This is a genomic window from Streptomyces sp. NPDC096193 (assembly GCF_040302905.1).
GTDB lineage: Bacteria > Actinomycetota > Actinomycetes > Streptomycetales > Streptomycetaceae > Streptomyces.
Genome location: NZ_JBEOSJ010000034.1, coordinates 40,130 through 60,599 on the forward strand (window position 1 = coordinate 40,130; position 20,470 = coordinate 60,599).

The 20,470-nt window shown below is 67.9% G+C and carries 15 protein-coding genes; 9 read left to right on the top strand and 6 right to left on the bottom strand.

The window, feature by feature from the left end; translation table 11 throughout:
- Position 1 precedes the first annotated feature (1 nt).
- From ABTX78_RS32625 to eccCa, 4 genes are all read right to left on the bottom strand, one after another.
- Positions 2 to 607 (bottom strand): hypothetical protein, encoded by a 606-nt coding sequence (locus ABTX78_RS32625; RefSeq protein WP_352210392.1) that lies wholly within the window; start codon positions 605 to 607, stop codon positions 2 to 4.
- A complete protein-coding gene (locus tag ABTX78_RS32630; protein ID WP_352210393.1) occupies positions 604 to 2,892 on the bottom strand; it encodes a hypothetical protein in 2,289 nt (762 codons plus the stop codon). Before ABTX78_RS32630 ends, ABTX78_RS32625 begins: the two co-directional genes overlap by 4 nt.
- A gap of 2 nt (positions 2,893 to 2,894) precedes the next feature.
- Positions 2,895 to 3,392, bottom strand: coding sequence for a hypothetical protein (locus ABTX78_RS32635; protein ID WP_352210394.1), 498 nt, complete (start codon positions 3,390 to 3,392; stop codon positions 2,895 to 2,897).
- 654 nt (positions 3,393 to 4,046) lie between these two features.
- Positions 4,047 to 8,018: a type VII secretion protein EccCa gene (gene eccCa, locus ABTX78_RS32640; RefSeq protein WP_352210395.1), complete on the bottom strand. Its 3,972-nt coding sequence runs from the start codon at positions 8,016 to 8,018 to the stop codon at positions 4,047 to 4,049.
- 225 nt (positions 8,019 to 8,243) lie between these two features.
- On the opposite strand from eccCa, the gene eccD reads away from it, so the two are divergent.
- From eccD to ABTX78_RS32670, 6 genes are all read left to right on the top strand, one after another.
- A complete protein-coding gene (gene eccD, locus ABTX78_RS32645; protein ID WP_352210404.1) occupies positions 8,244 to 9,743 on the top strand; it encodes a type VII secretion integral membrane protein EccD in 1,500 nt (499 codons plus the stop codon).
- A gap of 166 nt (positions 9,744 to 9,909) precedes the next feature.
- Positions 9,910 to 10,200, top strand: a complete 291-nt coding sequence (gene rpsO, locus ABTX78_RS32650; RefSeq protein WP_093600212.1) for a 30S ribosomal protein S15 — start codon at positions 9,910 to 9,912, stop codon at positions 10,198 to 10,200.
- Positions 10,201 to 10,479: 279 nt separating this feature from the next.
- Complete coding sequence (locus ABTX78_RS32655; protein ID WP_352210396.1) at positions 10,480 to 12,699, top strand: polyribonucleotide nucleotidyltransferase; 2,220 nt, start codon at positions 10,480 to 10,482, stop codon at positions 12,697 to 12,699.
- Entirely contained in the window at positions 12,696 to 14,075 is a 1,380-nt protein-coding gene (locus tag ABTX78_RS32660) for a M16 family metallopeptidase (RefSeq protein ID WP_352210397.1), read from the top strand. The genes ABTX78_RS32655 and ABTX78_RS32660 overlap by 4 nt, the downstream gene beginning before the upstream one ends.
- Before the next feature lie 26 nt (positions 14,076 to 14,101).
- The gene (gene dapB, locus ABTX78_RS32665) at positions 14,102 to 14,854 is read left to right on the top strand and encodes a 4-hydroxy-tetrahydrodipicolinate reductase (RefSeq protein ID WP_352210398.1); all 753 of its coding nucleotides are present in this window, start codon (positions 14,102 to 14,104) and stop codon (positions 14,852 to 14,854) included.
- Between the two features lie 14 nt (positions 14,855 to 14,868).
- On the top strand, positions 14,869 to 15,321 hold the full coding sequence (locus ABTX78_RS32670; RefSeq protein ID WP_352210399.1) for a tetratricopeptide repeat protein: 453 nt from the start codon (positions 14,869 to 14,871) through the stop codon (positions 15,319 to 15,321).
- 40 nt (positions 15,322 to 15,361) lie between these two features.
- Here the strand turns inward: ABTX78_RS32670 and ABTX78_RS32675 are convergent, their stop codons facing one another.
- Together ABTX78_RS32675 and ABTX78_RS32680 are read right to left on the bottom strand one after the other, a co-directional pair.
- Positions 15,362 to 15,916: an SCO5741 family PH domain-containing membrane protein gene (locus ABTX78_RS32675; RefSeq protein WP_352210400.1), complete on the bottom strand. Its 555-nt coding sequence runs from the start codon at positions 15,914 to 15,916 to the stop codon at positions 15,362 to 15,364.
- 132 nt (positions 15,917 to 16,048) lie between these two features.
- Positions 16,049 to 16,288 carry a hypothetical protein gene (locus ABTX78_RS32680; protein ID WP_352210401.1) on the bottom strand — a complete coding sequence of 80 codons (240 nt, stop codon included), beginning with the start codon at positions 16,286 to 16,288 and terminating at the stop codon, positions 16,049 to 16,051.
- 239 nt (positions 16,289 to 16,527) lie between these two features.
- Here ABTX78_RS32680 and thyX point away from each other — a divergent pair, with 239 nt between their 5' ends.
- The 3 genes from thyX to ABTX78_RS32695 all read left to right on the top strand — a co-directional run bounded on the left by thyX (position 16,528) and on the right by ABTX78_RS32695 (position 20,122).
- Complete coding sequence (gene thyX / locus ABTX78_RS32685) at positions 16,528 to 17,208, top strand: FAD-dependent thymidylate synthase (protein WP_352210405.1); 681 nt, start codon at positions 16,528 to 16,530, stop codon at positions 17,206 to 17,208.
- 198 nt (positions 17,209 to 17,406) lie between these two features.
- Positions 17,407 to 18,306, top strand: coding sequence for a 4-hydroxy-tetrahydrodipicolinate synthase (gene dapA, locus ABTX78_RS32690; protein ID WP_352210402.1), 900 nt, complete (start codon positions 17,407 to 17,409; stop codon positions 18,304 to 18,306).
- 130 nt (positions 18,307 to 18,436) lie between these two features.
- Positions 18,437 to 20,122 carry a ribonuclease J gene (locus ABTX78_RS32695; protein ID WP_352210403.1) on the top strand — a complete coding sequence of 562 codons (1,686 nt, stop codon included), beginning with the start codon at positions 18,437 to 18,439 and terminating at the stop codon, positions 20,120 to 20,122.
- Positions 20,123 to 20,470: the final 348 nt, after the last annotated feature.

A 20,470-nucleotide genomic window follows, 5' to 3' on the forward strand; every position in this document is an offset into this window, starting at 1 on the left:
GCTATGCGGCCGCCTTACAGTCCGCCGAGTCCGCCACGGACTTCGCATAGGCGAGCAGCAGCTTCTTGGCCGCGTCGGCGTCCGAGAACTTCTTGTCGTAGATGAGGACCCTGATGAAGAGGTTGCGCTCGGGATGCTTCTTCTCAGCCACCGGGCAGGAGATCAGGCGGACGCCGCCCCGGTTGCTCCAGACATACGTTCCGTCCTCACTGGTGTGCTCATCGAGATCGACGAACGGGTTGCTGCGGGCCACCTTCGTCAACGAGTCGCCCTTCTTCCACTCCGAGAAGGCGCTGAGCGCAAGAGTGTCGTCGACGACGGCTTCGCAGTGCGTGCGCCCCACCTCGCGCGACTGAGCGCGTGTCTCCAGGGTCTTGCCGCTCTTGGGCAGTACGGCGTCGAGGGAGGCTGTCGGCACCGGAGTGCCGCACAGGTCCGGCGGCACAGTGAAGGACCGCTTCGCCTCAGGCTCCGAGCAGGCTGTGAGCAGCAGCGCGAGCTGGGCAGCCACCGCGAGCGCGGTGAGCCGCCGAGACCGCCCAGGGGCCTTCCGGTACGCCTGTGCTGCCACCTGTCCGGGGGCTGTAGACATGTGGGCAGTAGTCATGCCGGGGGAACCTCCGTGGTCAGGTGGTCTGCCATGTGCCTGACGTTTGTGGCGGCGTCCGAGAAACCGTCGTCGCGTCCCTTGGTAGCCCAGTCAGCGACCTGGTCCTGGTAATTGTGCCCATGGACCTTGGCTGCTTCGATGGCCGCGATCTGGCTATGCGACCCGCTCTGCTCCTTGCCCTTTTCCCACAGACCGGCCGACTCCTTGCTGGCTTCCGTCAGCACATCGGTCTCGGACTGCTGGAAGATGTGCTCGAGAACCATGCTGCTGACGGTACTCGTGACGCCACTGGCGACCGCACCGCCTACCGGCGTGGCGATGAAGCTCACACCGACGCCGATTCCGGTGCTGAGACCTCCGGACCACGCATTCTTCTGCTGGGCGACTGAGTCGGAGAACTCCTTCGCCTCCTCGGCGGCTGGGCCCAGCACCGCTTCCTGCATGCCGATGGCGAGTGATCCGCTTACCTCCCCGGAACGGCGGGCGATTGCCTCGATCGTGTTCTCGGGCGACTGCGGATACCGCTGGTCCGCAGGTAGGTCCGGATTGAGGTGGTAGTCCATGAGGTCTGCCATGTAGGCCTTCTGGCCGACCTCTATCGCCGCATAGCCGTCGGGACTCTGCCCCACGGTGACGAGGAAGGCCGTAACGTCCTTGTGGTCGAGAGCTGCTTGGGCGCCGGCCAGGGGGAACAGCTTCTCGGTGTTCCCGAGAGAGTCATCCGAAATTGCACGGTTGATGTCCGGCAGGTACTCCGACGCGATCTGCCCCATGCTGTCGGACATGTGGGAGTGGTCCGTGAGCCGCTTGGGGTCCTCCTCCACGGAGGCGACGATGTCCGCCATCAGTTCGGCCTGCGCCTCTGAGTGCGGCGGGAGGTCCGCCGTCGGTTTCTCTCCCGCGGGGTGACCGGTCGTCGCGGCTTCCAGCGCCATCGCCAGGTTGTTGCGCCCGGCGATGCTCTCCTCGCGGTCCTTGTCGTAGTCGTGCGGCCAGTCGCGCTCTTCGAAGAAGTACTCGAAGTTGCTGAGAGACCGTTTGTCGTCCTTGCCTTCCACCTTGAAGTCGTGGTCCTCGTCCTTCGTGACGAAAGTGTCGCCGAAGAACTCGGTAGCCGCGTCGGGGCTGTTGGCGAGAGCCTTGAAGTAGCCGGTCATCGGGTCCCAGCCGGAGTCGGTTCCCGTGTGGTTCAGCTGCGGGTTCATACCCATGGGCTGCCACGCGACGTGGGCGCCGTTGTGGGTGAGCTTCTTCTCCGCGGCGACGAGCTTGTTGCCGTACTCGTTCAGGAACTTGTCGTCGTAATCGCCCCACCGCATCAGGTTGCTCATGACCTGGCCGCCGAAGGGCATGCCGCCGTTCTTCTCGAGCGGCCTGTCGGCGAAGGAGACGACGTCCCGCTTCCACGTCTCCATGGCGGCTGTGTCGCTCTGGCTGGCGGTCGCCAGTGTCAGGCTCAGACTCTTCTGGAGGTCATCCATCTGCTCCCGGCGCTCGTGCATCAACTCCGGGTTGACCATGGGCTTGTTGAAATCGGCCCAGAAGTCCAGGGTGCCCTTTCCCCCGAGGTTCGTGGCGAACCGCTCGGCGAAGAGGTCGTCGTTGGCGTACTTCTTGAGACCGGCGTTCAGCTGGTCGAATTCCTTGACCGTGAGGTCCTCGGGCTTCTTCTTCGCGATCCTTGCCAGGTCATCGGCCTCCTTGAGCGCGTCAGCCGCCGCATCCCGGTTCGCGTAGTTGGCGTCGGAGAAGCCCAGCTTGCTCTGGTCGACGAGCGCCTTGAGGACCTGGGTCGCGGAACTGTCGCTCTGAGTCGCGCCGTCCAGGAGCTTTTGCACCTCGTCCCGCAGGGCGGTCACGTCCGACTCGGTGTGGTCGGGGACGCTCGTTCCCTTGGCTGCGCGGTCGGGATGGATGTTCATGGTGACCGTGAAGCCGCCGCTGGCCGTAGACACGACAGTCAGGTTCTTCTTGAGCCCACGTTCGATCGCGTCATTGAGCTTTGTCTGGTAGTCCTTCAGCTCGCTGCATGTGTCCCGCAGGATGTTGCGCACCGACGTTGCCTGGGTGTGCGCATCGGCGAACTCACCAGCCGTTCGGCCGATGAACTGCTTGGAAATATTCTGGTTCTCGCCTGTCCAGTTGGCTTTGTTCGCCTGTTCGCGGAGCTCGTCGTCGGCATCCTCCTTCATGCCGGCCAGCTTGCTGATGAGGGTCGTCCAGTCGGTGACGGCCTCATCGAGAAGGCTGAACTTCGCGAAACGAAGAGTTTCAAGATCCATGACTATTTGTCTTCCTTCTTCTTCTCGCCATAGATCGAGTTCTTCTCGCCCGGCTGTCCGACACGCTCGTCGAATCCGCTGTCCAGCGCGGCGATACTGCTCAGCTGTCCGGTGATGTAGTGCTCGTCGTTCTTGTGGATCTTCTTGGTCACCCGCATGTGATTGGAAATGTGGGAGCAGGCGTCCCGCAGCGAGCCGAGCTGTTCGTCCCACCGCTTGGCCACGTGTGCGAGCCCTGCGCCGAGTTCGAAGCCCTGGGTCTTGAGGTCCTCAGCGGCCTTGGAGCTGCTGGGGCCGGCTACGCGTGCCTCGTCGTACAGACGGTTGAACAACTTGAACGCACTGGTGCCGATCTTCGCGAGGTCCGTTTCGGAAACCGTGAGGTCGCCGTAGGACCCTCCGCCACCGCCGCCCTCGTCGGGCACCCGGTTCAGCTGCATCTGGTCCGACTGATGCCCGGCTGTCTGCGTTTTGAGCTGTTCCCATTCGTCCCACGCCATCTGCCACACCTTTCCGGTATTACACCTGGCACTTCAAGGAGAAGTGTTTGAGGTTTCTGTGCTCACTTCGTGCAGGGGGCACTCCGAGGCGGCGGCGCGCAGGTCGAACGTGCTCCGGTACAGAGTGGTCGGACGAGGGCACGGGCGATCACCTTCAGGCACGTGGCGCCCGTCCGAACTGCTACCTCGTAGTGGTCCACGTTGTCCTTCGGCACCGTCTCGCCCGAGCGCCACACCGGCAGGGCCATCGGGTCGTCCTTCTCCGGTCCTTTGAGTTGTGGGTCCATTGCGCTCGTTCCACGAGCCTTCGTCCGGATCGAGCACTGGAGATGTACCTGACCCGTCCAGCCGCTCCGCCACGGCGAGAGTCCATTCCCGCGCTTCCGACTGAACGGCCCCGTCGGGCCCGGTTTCGGTCATTCAGTCGGAAGTCGGTTCAGGAGCCGTAGAAAGCCAGGCCCGCCGCCGCGAAAACAGACCACCTTCTGGACGAGGACCCCACCGCTGGAGGGCTCGGCACCTCAGAGTCTGAGTGCCGATGTGCCTGGAACTGTCTCGCCCGGTGATCGACGAGGCCGAGCCCGATGAACCCCACGCGGAAGATCACCATGAACGCCGCGAAGCGCGTCAACGGGTCTCACACCCCGCCCCACATCACTGCGGATCCCCCAACCACCCCGTCTGCACCAGCGGCTTCCCCCGCTGGCGCGACGCGAAGATGCCACGCCCCGCCGGCATCGGCCGCATGCGGACGCCGAGCATCTCGCCCTCTTGCGGATCGCCGGAGAGCAGGAGCCCCTGTGCGCCGAGTTCCATCATCCGCTGCAGGAACGGCTCGTACGCCGCGCGGCTCGCTCCCGCCGAGTTGCGGGCGATGATGAAGCGGACACCCACGTCACGCGCGAAGGGCAGGTGCTCCGTGAGCTTGGCCAACGGGTTGCCGCTCGACGTCGACACGAGGTCGTAGTCGTCGACGACCACGAACACGTCCGGGCCCTGCCACCAGCTCCGGTCGCGGAGCTGCTGTGCCGTGACGTCGGCGGTCGGCGCACGGCGCTGCATCAGCTCCGCCAGCGCGTCGACGTGATGGTCCATGTTGTTGGACATCGGCACGTACTCGGCCAGGTGTGTGGCGGGGGTGATGTCGAGCAGGGCGCGCCGGTTGTCGATCACGAAGAACTTGGCGGCGTTGCCGTCGTACCGTTCCGTCAACTGCTTGATGAACAGGCGCAGCAGATTCGACTTGCCGGACTCGCTCTCACCGAACACCAGGAAGAACGGGTCGCGGGCGAAGTCGGCGAACACCGGCTCCAGGTTGTTCTCGTCGATCGCGAACGACACTCCGCGCCGGGGTTCGGCGAACCCCGCGGGGAGCTGGTCCGCGGGGAGTTCGCGCGGGAGCAGACGCACCTTCGGCGCGGCGGGACCGGCCCAGTGACGCGTGACCTCCTGCACCATCGCGGTGGTCGCCTCGGACAGGTCGCTGTCGGACTGCATGCCGTCGATGCGCGGCACCGACGCCATGAAGTGCAGCTTCTCGGCAACCAGACCGCGGCCGGGGACACCCGGCGGCACGTTCATGGCGATCTTGCGGTCCACCTCGGAGTCCATCGGGTCGCCCAGCCGCAGTTCCAGGCGGTTCATCAGGTGGTCCTTGATGTTGGAGCGGACGTCCATCGAACGGGACGCCGTCAGGATCACGTGGATCCCGTAGCCCAGCCCCCGTACCGCCATGTCGACGACCGCGGTTTCCAGACCCTCGTAGTCCGAACGGAAGTTGCCCCACCCGTCGATGACCAGGAACACGTCCCCCCACGGCTGCTCCGTCATCGAGATCTCGCCGCGCGCCCGCATCCTGCGGAACGTCGCGATGGAGTCGACGCCCGCGCTGCGGAAGTACTCCTCCCGGCGCGTCAGGATGCCGTACACCTCGGCCACCGTCCGGCGCACGCGCTCCGGGTCCAGTCGTGAGGCGACACCGCCGACATGCGGCAGCCCGGAGATCGAGGAGAGACCGCCACCACCGAAGTCCAGTCCGTAGAACTGCACTTCCTGTGGCGTGTGGGTCAGCGCGAAGGCCGAGATGAGTGTGCGCAGCAGTGTCGACTTGCCCGACTGCGGACCGCCGATGATCTGCATGTGGCCGGCCGCGCCGGAGAAGTCGCGGTAGAGCGTGTCCCGGCGCTGCTCGAACGGCTTGTCCACCACACCGAGGGGTACGACCAGCCGGCCCGAGCCCTCGAAGCCCGGCTGGGTGAGTCCGCGGCCGTCGACGTTCGACAGCCCCGGCAGCAGTTCGTCCAGCGGCGGCGGGTTGTCCAGCGGGGGCAGCCACACCTGGTGGGCCTCGGCTCCGCGCCCCTCCAGCCGGCGCACGATCACGTCCAGCACCGAGTCGGCGAGCGCGTCGTCGTCGGCGGAGCGGCGCGCGTCCGGCACGGCGGCGCCCGTGGTCGGCTCGGCGTAGTGGACCGGGACCGGAGCCGCGGTGAACGGGACGGGCCTGCGGTCGACCGGCAGCGGGCCGCCGCTCGACGCGGCCTGGTGTCCGTTCACGCGGTACACACCGGAGACGTACGCGGCCTTGAACCGCACCATCTCGTCCGTGCCGTACTTCAGATAACCGGAACCGGGGACGTTGGGCAGGGAGTACGCGTCGGGCACACCGATCGCGGCCCGCGACTCGGCCGCCGAGAAGGTCCGCAGACCCACCCGGTACGACAGATAGGTCTCCAGGCCGCGCAGCCTGCCCTCCTCCAGACGCTGCGACGCCAGCAGCAGATGGACGCCCAGCGAACGGCCGATGCGGCCGATCTGCACGAACATCTCGATGAAGTCCGGCATGGCGGTGAGGAGTTCGCTGAACTCGTCGATGACCAGAACGAGTGACGGGATGGGCTGGAGCGGGGCACCCGCCGCACGCGCCTTCTCGTAGTCGTGGATGTTGGCGTAGTTGCCCGCGTCGCGGAGCATCTCCTGCCGGCGGTTGAGCTCACCGCGGATGGAGTCGCCCATGCGATCCACCAGCGTGAGGTCGTCGGCCAGGTTGGTGATCACCGCGGCGACATGCGGCATCTGCGACATACCGGCGAAGGTCGCGCCGCCCTTGAAGTCCGCGAGGACGAAGTTGAGCGTCTCCGAGGAGTGCGTGACGGCCAGGCCGAGCACCAGCGTGCGCAGCAGTTCCGACTTGCCGGAACCGGTCGCGCCGACGCACAGGCCGTGCGGGCCCATGCCCTCCTGTGCCGCCTCCTTGAGGTCCAGCATCACGGGGGTGCCGTCCTCGCCGACACCGATGGGGACCCGCAGCCGCTCCGACTGCGAACGGGGGCGCCAGGTGCGGCTGACGTCGACGGACGCGGCGTCTCCGAGGTTCAGCAGATCGGTGAACTCGAGGTTGGCGAGCAGGGGTTCGTCGTCGTCGCCGCCGGTGGCGACCCGCAGCGGCGCGAGCTGGCGGGCGAGCGCCTCGGCGGCCTCCAGGCTCAAGCGGTCGGGGACACCGTCGTACACGAGCCCGTGACCGGACTCCAGTTGCAGCGAATCCGGGTGGACCACCACGGACAGCTCACCGCGCGCGCCGGTGACCTCACCGGCGACGACCTCCAGAACCGTCACACCCTGGAGACCTTCGGCCGCCGCGAGCGGCGAGGTCTGCGGTACGGACTGACCATCGAGGACGACGACGAGGTGCGGCTGGTCCAGCAGCGGGTGCGCGCTGCCCTGGAAGCGCGGCCGGCCGTCGAGCCGCCCGGCGAGCAGATCCTCCAACTCCCGTGCGTCGGCGGTGATCAGGCGCCGGCTGCCCGCGCCGTCACCCGGGCCCGACGCCTGGAGGTGCGGCAGCCACTTCGTCCACTCCCAGTGCTTCGCCGACTCCCGGCCCGCGGCGACGACGATCACCAGGTCCTCGGGGGAGTGGAGGGAGGCGAGCGAGCCGACCATCGCGCGGGTGGTGGAGCGCACGGACTCCGGCTCACCGCTCACGGTCACGTGGTAGAACGCCCGCAGCGACACGGCCATCGGCAGTCCGTCGAGCGTGCTGTGCGCCGACAGGAACTGCCGCATGGCACCCGCCGTCAGCGGCTCCAGCTCGTCGACGGGGGCGGTGTCGGGGGCCAGCAGCGGGGTGGCGAGCTGCTGGCTGCCCAGCCCGATGCGCACCTGCCCGAAATCGGCGTCCCCGACCCGGCGTTCCCATACCCGGCTGCCTTCGGCGACCAGGGCCCACAGCTGCTCCGGGGAGGGATGCAGGTAGTACTGCGCGTCACGCTGGAGGCGAGCCGTCCGCAGCACCGTACGGCGGGTCTGCGTCAGGTACTTGAGGTAGTCGCGCCGCAGATCGGCCAGCTGCCCCTGGGTGCCGCGGCGGTAGCGCACCAGCATCGCGATCGCCATGGCCACCGTCGACGCGATCATCACCATGCCCATGATCCGCATGATCGGATTCGGGGTCATGAAGAAGAAGACGACGGAACCGCCCATGCCCAGCATCGGCAGCAGCTGCATCAGCGCGCCCTCCTGCTGCCCTCTCGGCAGCTCGGGCGGAGGTTGCAGCTGCACCTGCTCGCCGGGTACCTCGGCGGGCAGGGCCCGGGGTGGGCGCTTGACGACGATCTGACTCACAAGCTCACCAATTCCCTTGCCGGACGGAAATGTTCCTATCGGCGCCCCCGTGGCGACGGGTTCCGTCCGCGGGGAGGGATCCTACTTGCGCCGGGCCGGACAGGTGGGCGGTAGGGTGGCGCGACGTGTTTGCGCACCCATGAACTTCCGCAAAAAAACGGTCATTCGGAGCGCAATGCCGGGCGTACGCATCATGAGGACCACGAGGGGATGCAGCAGGTGACTATGACGGCCCGAGCGGCGGCTGCGGGGACGGGTCATCCGGGTTCCGCGACAGTGTCGAGCAGTGGAACCGGTTTCTGCCGAGTGACGGTCGTCGCGCCGGATGGCCGCGTCGATGTGGCACTGCCCGAGGACATCCCCCTCGCCGACCTCTACCCGGAGATCCTGCGTCTGTCCGGACAGAGCCCCGCGGAGGGCGCCCCGGTCGGCTACCACCTCGTGCGCCGCGACGGCACCGTGCTCGACAGCGCCCGCTCCCTCGCCTCCCAGCGCATCCTCGACGGCGAACTGCTGTCCATGCGGCCGTTCTCCGAGTCGCTGCCGCCCGCGGTCTTCGACGACGTGTCCGACGCCGTCGCCTCCGCTGTCGCCCGAGACCGCACCCTGTGGAGCGACGGCCTGATGCGAGGCGCCGGCCTCTTCGGCGGCTCGGTCCTGCTCGTCCTGGTCGCGTTCGTGCTGTGGACGGCCGACCCCCTGCACGACATGCACGGCCTCGCCGGCATCCTGGCCGCCGTCACCGGTGTCCTGCTGCTCGCGCTCGCCTGCGTACGGGCCCGGGTGTACGACGACCGCGGGTCCGCCGTCGCCCTCGGCATCGGCGCGATGGCGAACGCCGCCGTCGCCTGCTCCGGACTGCTGCCCCCCGCCTCCGGGCAGGGCATCGGCAAGCTCCAGTTCCTGCTCGCCTGCGCCGCCGTCCTCGTCTTCGCGGTGCTCCTGACCATCGTCGCCCCCGCCGGCGACGGCCCCTTCGTCGCGTTCGTGTTCGCCGCGACGGTCGGCGTGCTGGTCACCTTCGTCGCGATCCTGCGCCATCTGGAGCCGGTCGAGAGCGCCGCGGTGTGCGCGCCGCTCGCCGTCGGCGCCCTCGCCTTCCTGCCGGGCTTCTCCACCCGTTTCGCGCGGCTGCCCATCGGCTTCGACCCGCCGCGCACGACCATGGGGGAGTACGGCAGCGACCCCGAGCCCGCCGGCCCGGTCGACGCCGAGCGCATCGCCGCCCAGGCCCGCCGGGGCCACGAGCTCATGGTCGGCCTCGTCGGCGGCTGCGCGCTGATCGCCGTCGCCTCCGCCGCAGTCCTCGGCTTCTCCGACAACGTCTGGGGCCAGCTGCTCGCCCTCAGCACCGGCATCGCCATGCTGATGCGCGCCCACCTCTTCCGCTACACCGCGCAGGTGGGCTGTGCGCTCGCGGCCGGCCTCGGCTCCCTGGTGCTGCTCGGACTCGGCCTGTGCCTCAACCCGCCGGCCGGGCTGATGCGCGACGCCCTGCGCGGCGACAGCACCGCCCTCGACATCCGTACGATCTGGCTGACCGCCGCCGTCGCCGGCGTGGCCGCGCTGATCACCGCCATCGGCCTGATCGTGCCGCGTAAGGGAGTGACGCCCTTCTGGGGCCGCTTCCTGGAGGTCGCCGAGACCTTTGTGCTGCTCACGCTGGTGCCGCTGTGCCTCGCGGTGTTCGACGTGTACCACTCCATCCGGGCGCTGACCTCGTAGCCGAGGCTGGTACGCTGTGTGACGGCCGTTTGTGTACGCCCTTCCCGGAGCCTCGATGCTCTGGGTGCAGCGCTCATCGGACCTTCGCCTCCGAGTCACGGAAGCTCTCCTGAGAACAAGACCAGGGGCACTCGTGGGCGCATCGAACATCAAAGAGGAGTACCGAGTGTCTCTCGACGCCGCTACGAAGAAGCAGATCATGACCGAGTTCGGCACCAAGGAGGGCGACACCGGCTCCCCCGAGGTGCAGGTCGCGATGCTCTCGCGCCGTATCTCGGACCTGACCGAGCACCTCAAGACGCACAAGCACGACCACCACTCCCGTCGTGGTCTGCTGATCCTCGTCGGCCAGCGCCGCCGTCTGCTGCAGTACCTGGCCAAGAAGGACATCCAGCGCTTCCGTGCCCTGGTCGACCGCCTCGGCATCCGCCGTGGTGCGGCCGGCGGTGCCAAGTAAGGACGCCGTGGAGGGAGCGGTTCCCACTCTGAGGGGGCCGCTCCCTTTGCTGTACGTGCGCGACGTACCGGACGCCAATTAGTCTGGTCGCAGAACGCACCACCGAACACGAGCGGGAAGCCGCCTCGCCGCCGCCGGTCCTCGGTAGTGGCTCCCGGAGACACAAGCCCCCGGGTGCTTCGATCGAAGACCGGCCCGCAGAACGAGAGCTTCTCCGCCACCGTCCTCCCGCCACACGGGCGGAAGGACGAAAGACGCAACGTAACGGAGAAAACGCTAGTGGAGAACGAGACCCACTACGCCGAGGCCGTCATTGACAACGGTACTTTCGGCACCCGCACCATCCGCTTCGAGACGGGACGCCTGGCCAAGCAGGCCGCCGGTTCCGCCGTGGCGTACCTGGACGACGACACCATGGTGCTGTCGGCCACCACCGCCTCCAAGAAGCCCAAGGACCAGCTCGACTTCTTCCCCCTGACGGTGGACGTCGAGGAGCGGATGTACGCAGCCGGCAAGATCCCCGGCTCCTTCTTCCGTCGTGAGGGCCGGCCCTCCGAGGACGCGATCCTCACCTGCCGCCTCATCGACCGCCCGCTGCGCCCCTCCTTCAGGAAGGGCCTGCGCAACGAGATCCAGATCGTCGAGACGATCATGGCGCTCAACCCCGACCATCTGTACGACGTGGTCGCGATCAACGCCGCCTCCTGCTCCACGCAGCTGGCCGGCCTGCCCTTCTCCGGCCCCATCGGCGGCACCCGTGTCGCCCTGATCAAGGGCCAGTGGGTCGCGTTCCCGACGCACACCGAGCTCGAGGACGCCGTCTTCGACATGGTCGTCGCCGGTCGCGTCCTCGAGGACGGCGACGTCGCGATCATGATGGTCGAGGCCGAGGCCACCGAGAAGACCATCCAGCTCGTCAAGGACGGCGCCGAGGCTCCCACCGAGGAGATCGTCGCCGCCGGTCTCGAGGCCGCGAAGCCCTTCATCAAGGCGCTCTGCAAGGCCCAGTCCGACCTCGCCGCCAAGGCCGCCAAGCCCGTCGGCGAGTTCCCCGTCTTCCTCGACTACCAGGACGACGTCCTGGAGGCGCTCACCGCCGCGGTCAAGGACGAGCTCGCCCAGGCCCTCACCATCCCGGGCAAGCAGGAGCGCGAGACCGAGCTCGACCGCATCAAGGAGATCGCCGCCGAGAAGCTGCTCCCGCAGTTCGAGGGTCGCGAGAAGGAGATCTCCGGTGCCTACCGCGCGCTGACCAAGAAGCTGGTCCGCGAGCGCGTCATCAAGGACAAGGTCCGCATCGACGGCCGTGGCGTCACGGACATCCGTACGCTCGCCGCCGAGGTCGAGGCCATCCCGCGCGTGCACGGCTCGGCGCTGTTCGAGCGTGGCGAGACCCAGATCCTGGGCGTCACCACCCTCAACATGCTCCGGATGGAGCAGCAGCTGGACACTCTCTCCCCGGTGACCCGCAAGCGCTACATGCACAACTACAACTTCCCGCCCTACTCCGTCGGAGAGACCGGCCGCGTCGGTTCGCCGAAGCGCCGCGAGATCGGCCATGGTGCGCTCGCCGAGCGCGCCATCGTGCCGGTGCTGCCGACGCGCGAGGAGTTCCCCTACGCGATCCGCCAGGTCTCCGAGGCGCTGGGCTCCAACGGCTCGACGTCCATGGGCTCGGTCTGCGCCTCCACCATGTCGCTGCTGAACGCCGGTGTGCCCCTCAAGGCCGCCGTCGCCGGTATCGCCATGGGCCTGATCTCGCAGGAGATCGACGGCGAGACCCACTACGTCGCCCTCACCGACATCCTCGGTGCGGAGGACGCCTACGGCGACATGGACTTCAAGGTCGCCGGTACGAAGACCTTCGTCACCGCGCTCCAGCTCGACACCAAGCTCGACGGCATCCCCGCCTCGGTCCTGGCCGCCGCGCTGAAGCAGGCCCGCGACGCCCGCCTCCACATCCTCGATGTGATGAACGAGGCCATCGACGTCCCGGACGAGATGTCCCCGAACGCCCCGCGGATCATCACCGTCAAGATCCCGGTGGACAAGATCGGTGAGGTCATCGGCCCCAAGGGCAAGATGATCAACCAGATCCAGGAGGACACCGGCGCCGACATCACGATCGAGGACGACGGCACCATCTACATCGGTGCCGCCCAGGGCTCGCAGGCCGAGGCCGCCCGCGCCACGATCAACGGCATCGCCAACCCGACCATGCCGGAGGTCGGCGAGCGCTACCTGGGTACGGTCGTCAAGACCACCACCTTCGGTGCGTTCGTGTCCCTGCTCCCGGGCAAGGACGGCCTGCTGCACATCTCGCAGATCCGCAAGCTCGCCGGTGGCAAGCGCGTGGAGAACGTCGAGGACGTGCTCGCGGTCGGTTCCAAGGTGCAGGTCGAGATCGCCGAGATCGACTCCCGCGGCAAGCTCTCCCTCATCCCCGTCGTCGAGGGTGAAGAAGAGCCCGAGGCCGAGAAGGACGACGCTGCCCAGTGACGGCTCGTAGTTCCACGACGACGGCCCGCACCTCCTCGGAGGAGCGGGCCGTCGCCCGTACCCAAACGCTTCTCCAGGGCGAGAACGGCATCGGCACGGTCCGCCGCACCACCCTCCCGGGCGGTCTGCGCATCGTCACCGAGTCGCTTCCGTCCGTCCGGTCGGCGACCTTCGGCATCTGGGCCCACGTCGGCTCCCGCGACGAGACCCCCGCGCTGAACGGCGCCACCCACTACCTCGAGCACCTCCTGTTCAAGGGCACGCACAAGCGTTCCGCCCTCGACATCTCCTCCGCGATCGACGCGGTCGGCGGCGAGATGAACGCCTTCACGGCGAAGGAGTACACCTGCTACTACGCGCGGGTGCTCGACACCGATCTGCCGCTCGCCATCGACGTGGTCTGCGACATGCTCACCGGTTCGCTGATCCTCCAGGAGGACGTCGACGCCGAGCGCGGTGTCATCCTCGAGGAGATCGCGATGACCGAGGACGATCCGGGCGACTGCGTGCACGACCTCTTCGCGCACACCATGCTCGGCGACACCCCCCTCGGCCGCCCGGTCCTCGGCACCGTCGACACCGTCAACGCGCTGACCGCCGAGCGTGTCCGCCGCTTCTACAAGAAGCACTACGACCCGACGCATCTGGTGGTCGCCGCCGCGGGCAACATCGACCACGCCACCGTCGTACGCCAGGTCCGCCGCGCCTTCGACAAGGCCGGCGCCCTGACCCGCACGGACGCGGTCCCGCTCGCCCCCCGCGACGGACGCCGCGCCGTGCGCACCGCCGGCAAGGTCGAACTGCTCAACCGCAGGACCGAGCAGGCCCACGTCGTCCTCGGCATGCCGGGCCTCGCCCGTACCGACGACCGCCGGTGGGCCCTCGGCGTGCTGAACACCGCCCTCGGCGGCGGCATGTCATCCCGCCTCTTCCAGGAGGTGCGGGAGAAGCGCGGCCTGGCCTACAGCGTGTACTCGTACACGTCGGGCTTCGCCGACTGCGGACTCTTCGGCGTCTACGCGGGCTGCCGCCCGAGCCAGGTCCACGACGTGCTGAAGATCTGCCGCGACGAGCTCGACCGGGTCGCCTCCGAGGGACTGTCGGACGACGAGATCGGCCGCGCCGTCGGCCAGCTCTCCGGTTCCACGGTGCTCGGCCTGGAGGACACCGGCGCGCTGATGAACCGTATCGGCAAGAGCGAGCTGTGCTGGGGTGAGCAGATGTCGGTCGACGAGATGCTCGCCAGGATCGCCGCCGTCACCCCCGACGAGGTGCGCGCCGTGGCCGGCGAGGTGCTGGGACAGCGCCCGTCCCTCTCGGTGATCGGCCCGCTCAAGGACAGGCAGGCCGACCGCCTGCACGAAGCTGTCTCCTAGAGTTCCTCACATTAGGGATAGAAACGATGAGCAAGCTGCGCGTGGCCGTCCTCGGTGCCAATGGCCGGATCGGCTCGGAAGCCGTCCAGGCCGTCGAGGCCGCCGAGGACATGGAACTGGTCGCCGCACTCGGCCGGGGCGACAAGCTGGAGGCCCTGGTGGACGGCGGCGCCCAGGTCGCGGTCGAACTGACCACCCCCACCTCGGTGATGGGCAACCTCGACTTCTGCGTACGCCACGGCATCCACGCGGTCGTCGGCACCACCGGCTGGACCGACGAGCGCCTCGCGCAGCTGGGCACCTCGCTCGCCGCTTCCCCGCAGACCGGTGTCCTCATCGCGCCGAACTTCTCGATCGGCGCAGTGCTCACCATGAAGTTCGCGCAGCAGGCCGCGCGCTACTTCGAGTCCGTCGAGGTCGTCGAGCTCCACCACCCGAACAAGGCCGACGCCCCCTCCGGCACGGCCACCCGCACGGCGCAGCTGATCGCGGCGGCCCGCGCCGAGGCCGGCCTCGCACCGCAGCCCGACGCCACGGTCACCGCGCTGGACGGCGCGCGTGGAGCGGACGTCGACGGCATCCCGGTGCACGCCGTACGGCTGCGCGGTCTGCTCGCCCACCAGGAGGTCCTGCTGGGCGGCGAGGGCGAGACGCTGACCATCCGGCACGACTCGCTGCACCACAGCAGCTTCATGCCGGGCATCCTTCTGGGCGTCCGCCAGGTCGTGTCCGCACCCGGGCTCACCTTCGGCCTGGAACACTTCCTCGACCTCGGCTGACCCGGAAAGCCCTCATGCGCGCGAAAATCACGTACCTCGTCACGGCTGCCGTCCTGGTCGTCTACTTCGTCCTGGTCGGCAGCCGCGGGGTGATGCTCATACAGCACGGCACCCTGCTCACCGTCAGCTTCGGTGTGGCGGTGCTGATCCTGCCGGTGATCGGCCTCTGGTTCCTCTGGAAGAACACACAGTTCGTCACCCGGGCCAACCAGCTCGCGGCCGAACTGGACGCGGAGGGCGGGCTGCCCGTCGACGAGCTGGTCCGCACCCCCGGCGGCCGCATCGACCGCGATTCGGCGGACACCGTCTTCGCCAGGCGCCGCGCGGAGACCGAGGACTCACCGGGCGACTGGCGCTGCTGGTTCCGGCTGGCGGTCGCGTACCACGACGCCCGGGACACCCCGCGCGCCCGCAAGGCGATGCAGCGCGCGATCGCCCTGCACGACGGCCGGCCGGCTCCCACCTAGAACCGGCGCGACCTGGAAACCGGCGCGATCACCAAAAGGTTCAGGCCTGGCCGGCCCGGTACTCCGAGCCCCATGCCTCGACGGTGTCCGCGGCCCGGTCGAACGCCTCGACGCGCGCCAGGAAGTCCGCGTTGTGGTCGGTGAGCAGATGCAGCGGCTCGCTGCCCGCGCGGGCGAGAACGAGCGCCTGGCCCTGCACCGTACGCGGCAGGCCCAGCCAGCGGACCGGCTGCTGCACCGTACGGACGTCGGCTGCCTCGTTCCACGGAACAGTGGTGGTGGCGAAGAAGGCCACCCGGCGCAGCCCGTGCCTGCTGACCCACACACCCACGCGCAGCAGTCGCAGCGCCGCCACGACGAGCGCGAGCCCCAGGCCCGCACAGACGGCCGCGCCCGGCAGCGCGCCGGCGAAAGCGATGATCATCGCGGCGAGCAGCACGAACGACGCCAGCAGCAGCAACAACGCGGCCGCCGCGACCCGCCACGGGCCCGGCCGGTACGGCCGGCGCCACCGGTCATGGTCGTCGAAGGGCAGCGCGACATCGTCCGCGTTCGTGTCAAATGCGCGGTCCGCCGTCAGGAAAGGCAGGGGCACGACTGATCCTCACTCACCAGCACACTCGATTGGGCTGTGCCCGGTGAGGCTACCGAGCAGGTCACCGGCCGACCACCCCAGGGGGGCCCATGGAGATGCCTTCCCCGGCCCGTTCAGGGCCCGAAGGCGAGCTCAGCGCCCCTCGGACGCCTCGGACTGCTGAGAATGAGCCGGCATCTGGCCGGAACCGAGCGCGGGAAGCCCGAACAGCAGGGAGCCGACCAGCCCGGCGACGACGGTCAGCCCGATCAGCGTACGGCCGGTGAGCTCGGAGACGCTCGGACGTTCACGGGGCGGGGGAGTGACGTTACTGCGGAAGCGATCGGCCTCGGCGACGAAAGTGAACGGGACGGCTTCTCGCCGGAGGAACATCAGAAAACTCCTTGAGGTCTGGTACCTGGACGCTTCTCCTGGTATAGACGCGAGAAACCCCCCGAAGGTGCCATCGTTCGGCAAGTTGCTCCAGAAGGCTCACGAGGGCGGAGGTACTGCCGGGACGCTGCGTCGTTAAAGTGGGCGCCGCCCCCTGAGTACGACCGGAAGGACCCCTGGTGCCCGACACCCCTGCCCAGAGCGCAACTCCGAGCTTCCGCGGTGACGTCACCGTCGAGATGGTGAAGCACACTGCCGGCGACTCCGACGTGCTGTGGGCAGCCCGCGTCTCCACGGCCGGCGAGCAGTCGCTGGAGGAGCTCCAGAAGGACCCGGAGCGCTCCAAGGGGCTCATCAACTACCTGATGCGGGACCGCCACGGCAGCCCCTTCGAGCACAACTCGATGACCTTCTTCATCAGCGCCCCCATCTTCGTGTTCCGCGAGTTCATGCGGCACCGCGTGGGCTGGTCGTACAACGAGGAGTCCGGCCGCTACCGGGAGCTGCAGCCCGTCTTCTACGTCCCCGGAAAGGACCGCAAGCTCGTCCAGCAGGGGCGCCCGGGCAAGTACGTCTTCGTCGACGGCACTCCGGAGCAGCACAAGGTCGTCAGCGAGGCCATGGAGGAGTCCTACCGGCGCTCCTACGAGACCTACCAGGAGATGCTGGCCGAGGGCGTCGCCCGTGAGGTGGCCCGTGCGGTCCTGCCGGTGGGTCTCTTCTCGTCGATGTACGCGACCTGCAACGCGCGCTCGCTGATGCACTTCCTCGGCCTGCGCACCCAGCACGAGCTGGCGACGGTTCCGTCCTTCCCGCAGCGGGAGATCGAGATGGTCGGCGAGAAGATGGAGGAGCACTGGGCGCGGCTGATGCCGCTCACCTACGCGGCCTTCAATGCCAACGGCCGCGTGGCTCCCTGAGCCCCTGCGAGTACATACGTACGCATCCACGGGTGAAGTGTCCGCATTGCGGTGTTTCGTGAAGTTCATCTAGGCTGATCAAACGGGCCCGGCACTGCTTGAACCCCCGAGCAGGCAGTGCCGGGCTCCTCATGCCACGTCGTACGTCACGTGCCCCGAGGGGACACACCGTGCTGAGCAGCGAGTAGCGTGTTACCCATGGCTCCGATCTCCACTCCGCAGACCCCCTTCGGCAGGGTCCTCACCGCCATGGTCACGCCGTTCACGGCCGACGGCGCACTTGACCTCGCCGGTGCTCAGCAGCTGGCGGCCCACCTGGTGGACGCAGGCAACGACGGCCTGATCATCAACGGCACCACCGGTGAGTCGCCGACCACCAGCGACGCGGAGAAAGACCAGCTCGTACGAGCCGTACTGGAAGCGGTCGGAGACCGGGCCCACGTGGTGGCCGGAGTCGGCACCAACGACACCCGTCACAGCATCGAACTCGCCCGCGCGGCCGAACGGGCCGGCGCGCACGGCCTGCTCGCTGTGACGCCGTACTACAACAAGCCCCCGCAGGAGGGCCTGTTGCGTCACTTCGCGGCGATCGCCGACTCGACGGAACTGCCCGTCATGCTCTACGACATCCCGGGCCGCAGCGGTGTCCCCATCGACACGGAAACCCTGGTGCGTCTGTCCGAGCACCCGCGTATCGTCGCCAACAAGGACGCCAAGGGGGACCTCGGCCGCGCCAGCTGGGCCATCGCCCGCAGCGGCCTCGCCTGGTACTCCGGCGACGACATGCTGAACCTCCCGCTGCTCTCGGTCGGCGCCATCGGATTCGTCTCCGTCGTCGGCCATGTCGTCACCCCCGAGCTCCGCGCCCTCGTCGACGCCCATGCCGGCGGCGACGTCCAGAAGGCCACCGAGATCCACCAGCGGCTGCTGCCGGTCTTCACCGGCATGTTCCGCACCCAGGGCGTCATCACGACCAAGGCGGCGCTGACCCTCCAGGGTCTCCCCGCCGGCCCCCTCAGGCTCCCGCTCGTCGAGCTGTCCCCGCAGGAAACCGCCCAGCTCAAGATCGACCTGGCGGCCGGCGGGGTACAGCTCTGACCACCGACTTCACAACTGAATAAGCAGGAAGAACCGGCCATCCGCGGCCGGACAGACAACAGCAAGTGCACGAATGACATGTACGCCACGTGCCCCAGCGGTACGTGGCGTACGTGGTGAGGAGAGTCTTTTGAGTCATCCGCATCCCGAACTCGGCGCCCCGCCGAAGCTCCCGAAGGGCGGCCTGCGCGTCACCCCGCTCGGCGGTCTCGGCGAGATCGGCCGCAACATGACGGTCTTCGAATACGAGGGCCGACTGCTCATCGTCGACTGCGGCGTCCTGTTCCCCGAGGATGAACAGCCCGGAATCGACCTCATCCTTCCGGACTTCACCACCCTCCGGGACCGCCTCGACGACATCGAAGGCATCGTGCTCACGCACGGCCACGAGGACCACATCGGTGGCGTCCCCTATCTGCTCCGCCTGAAGGCGGACATCCCGCTCATCGGGTCGAAGCTGACCCTCGCCCTGATCGAGGCGAAGCTCCAGGAACACCGCATCCGGCCGTACACGCTGGAAGTGAGCGAAGGCCACCGCGAGCGCATCGGCCCGTTCGACTGCCAATTCATCGCGGTCAACCACTCCATCCCGGACGCCCTGGCCGTCGCCATCCGCACCCCCGCGGGCATGGTCGTCCACACCGGCGACTTCAAGATGGACCAGCTCCCGCTCGACGGCCGGCTGACCGACCTGCACGCCTTCGCCCGGCTCAGCGAGGAAGGCATCGACCTTCTGCTGTCCGACTCGACGAACGCCGAGGTCCCCGGATTCGTCCCGCCGGAGCGGGACATCTCCAACGTCCTGCGCACGGTCTTTGCGAACGCCCAGAAGCGCATCATTGTCGCGAGCTTCGCCAGCCATGTGCACCGTATCCAGCAGATCCTCGACGCCGCCCACGAGTACGGAAGGCGCGTCGCCTTCGTCGGCCGCTCGATGGTCCGCAATATGGGCATCGCCCGCGACCTCGGCTACCTGAAGGTCCCGGCCGGACTCGTCGTGGACGTCAAGACGCTCGACGACCTGCCGGACCACGAGATCGTCCTCATCTGTACGGGCTCGCAGGGCGAACCCATGGCGGCCCTGTCCCGCATGGCCAACCGCGACCACCAGATCCGGATCGTCCAGGGCGACACGGTGATCCTGGCGTCGTCGCTCATCCCGGGCAACGAGAACGCGGTCTACCGCGTGATCAACGGCCTGAGCCGGTGGGGCGCGAACGTCGTCCACAAGGGCAATGCCAAGGTCCATGTATCGGGCCACGCCTCGGCGGGTGAGCTGCTGTACTTCTACAACATCTGCCGCCCGAAGAACCTGATGCCGGTCCACGGTGAATGGCGCCATCTGCGGGCCAATGCCGAACTCGGCGCACAGACGGGCGTCCCCAAGGACCGGATCGTCATCGCCGAGGACGGAGTCGTCGTCGACCTCGTCGACGGCAAGGCCAGGATCGTCGGCAAGGTCCAGGCGGGCTATGTGTACGTCGACGGCCTCTCGGTCGGCGATGTCACCGAGGCGTCCCTGAAGGACCGTCGCATCCTCGGAGACGAGGGCATCGTCTCGGTCTTCGTCGTGGTCGACTCCACGACGGGCAAAGTCGTCGGCGGCCCGAACCTGCACGCGCGTGGTTCCGGTATCGAGGACGCGGCCTTCAGCGCGGTCATCCCGAAGATCGAGGACGCGATCGCCAAGGCAGGCGCCGACGGTGTCGCCGAACCGCACCAACTCCAGCAGTTGGTACGGCGCACGGTGGGCAAGTGGGTGTCCGACACCTACCGTCGCCGGCCGATGATCCTCCCCGTCGTCGTCGAGGTCTGACCCTCTGACGTCGCTGTTCTCGGAGCGGAGCCCCTCGATTTGCATCGGGGCGCTCCGCTCCAGTACGTTTACGTCTCCGCCCGCAGGGAACTCGAAGTGCTTACGCGCTCGAAGCAGTGACCTGAACGGGAGGGAAATTCCGACTCAGAATCTCTGATAAAGTCGGTGCAGCCGAAAGGCAAAAGGCCACTCCAATCGGCCATCGGATTCAAACTCCACCGGAAACGGAACGGAAAAAGAATCTGGTAGGGTTGGAAACGCAAGACCGAAGGGAAGCGCCCGGAGGAAAGCCCGAGAGGGTGAGTACAAAGGAAGCGTCCGTTCCTTGAGAACTCAACAGCGTGCCAA

What these genes read in the sequence shown, in the direction of transcription:
- ABTX78_RS32625 (WP_352210392.1), bottom strand. Translation starts at nt 607, where the DNA reads ATGACTACTGCCCACATGTCTACAGCCCCCGGACAGGTGGCAGCACAG.
- ABTX78_RS32630 (WP_352210393.1), bottom strand. Translation starts at nt 2,892, where the DNA reads ATGGATCTTGAAACTCTTCGTTTCGCGAAGTTCAGCCTTCTCGATGAG.
- ABTX78_RS32670 (WP_352210399.1), top strand. Translation starts at nt 14,869, where the DNA reads ATGCGCGCGAAAATCACGTACCTCGTCACGGCTGCCGTCCTGGTCGTC.
- ABTX78_RS32635 (WP_352210394.1), bottom strand. Translation starts at nt 3,392, where the DNA reads ATGGCGTGGGACGAATGGGAACAGCTCAAAACGCAGACAGCCGGGCAT.
- ABTX78_RS32680 (WP_352210401.1), bottom strand. Translation starts at nt 16,288, where the DNA reads ATGTTCCTCCGGCGAGAAGCCGTCCCGTTCACTTTCGTCGCCGAGGCC.
- thyX (WP_352210405.1), top strand. Translation starts at nt 16,528, where the DNA reads ATGGTGAAGCACACTGCCGGCGACTCCGACGTGCTGTGGGCAGCCCGC.
- eccD (WP_352210404.1), top strand. Translation starts at nt 8,244, where the DNA reads ATGACGGCCCGAGCGGCGGCTGCGGGGACGGGTCATCCGGGTTCCGCG.
- dapA (WP_352210402.1), top strand. Translation starts at nt 17,407, where the DNA reads ATGGCTCCGATCTCCACTCCGCAGACCCCCTTCGGCAGGGTCCTCACC.
- dapB (WP_352210398.1), top strand. Translation starts at nt 14,102, where the DNA reads ATGAGCAAGCTGCGCGTGGCCGTCCTCGGTGCCAATGGCCGGATCGGC.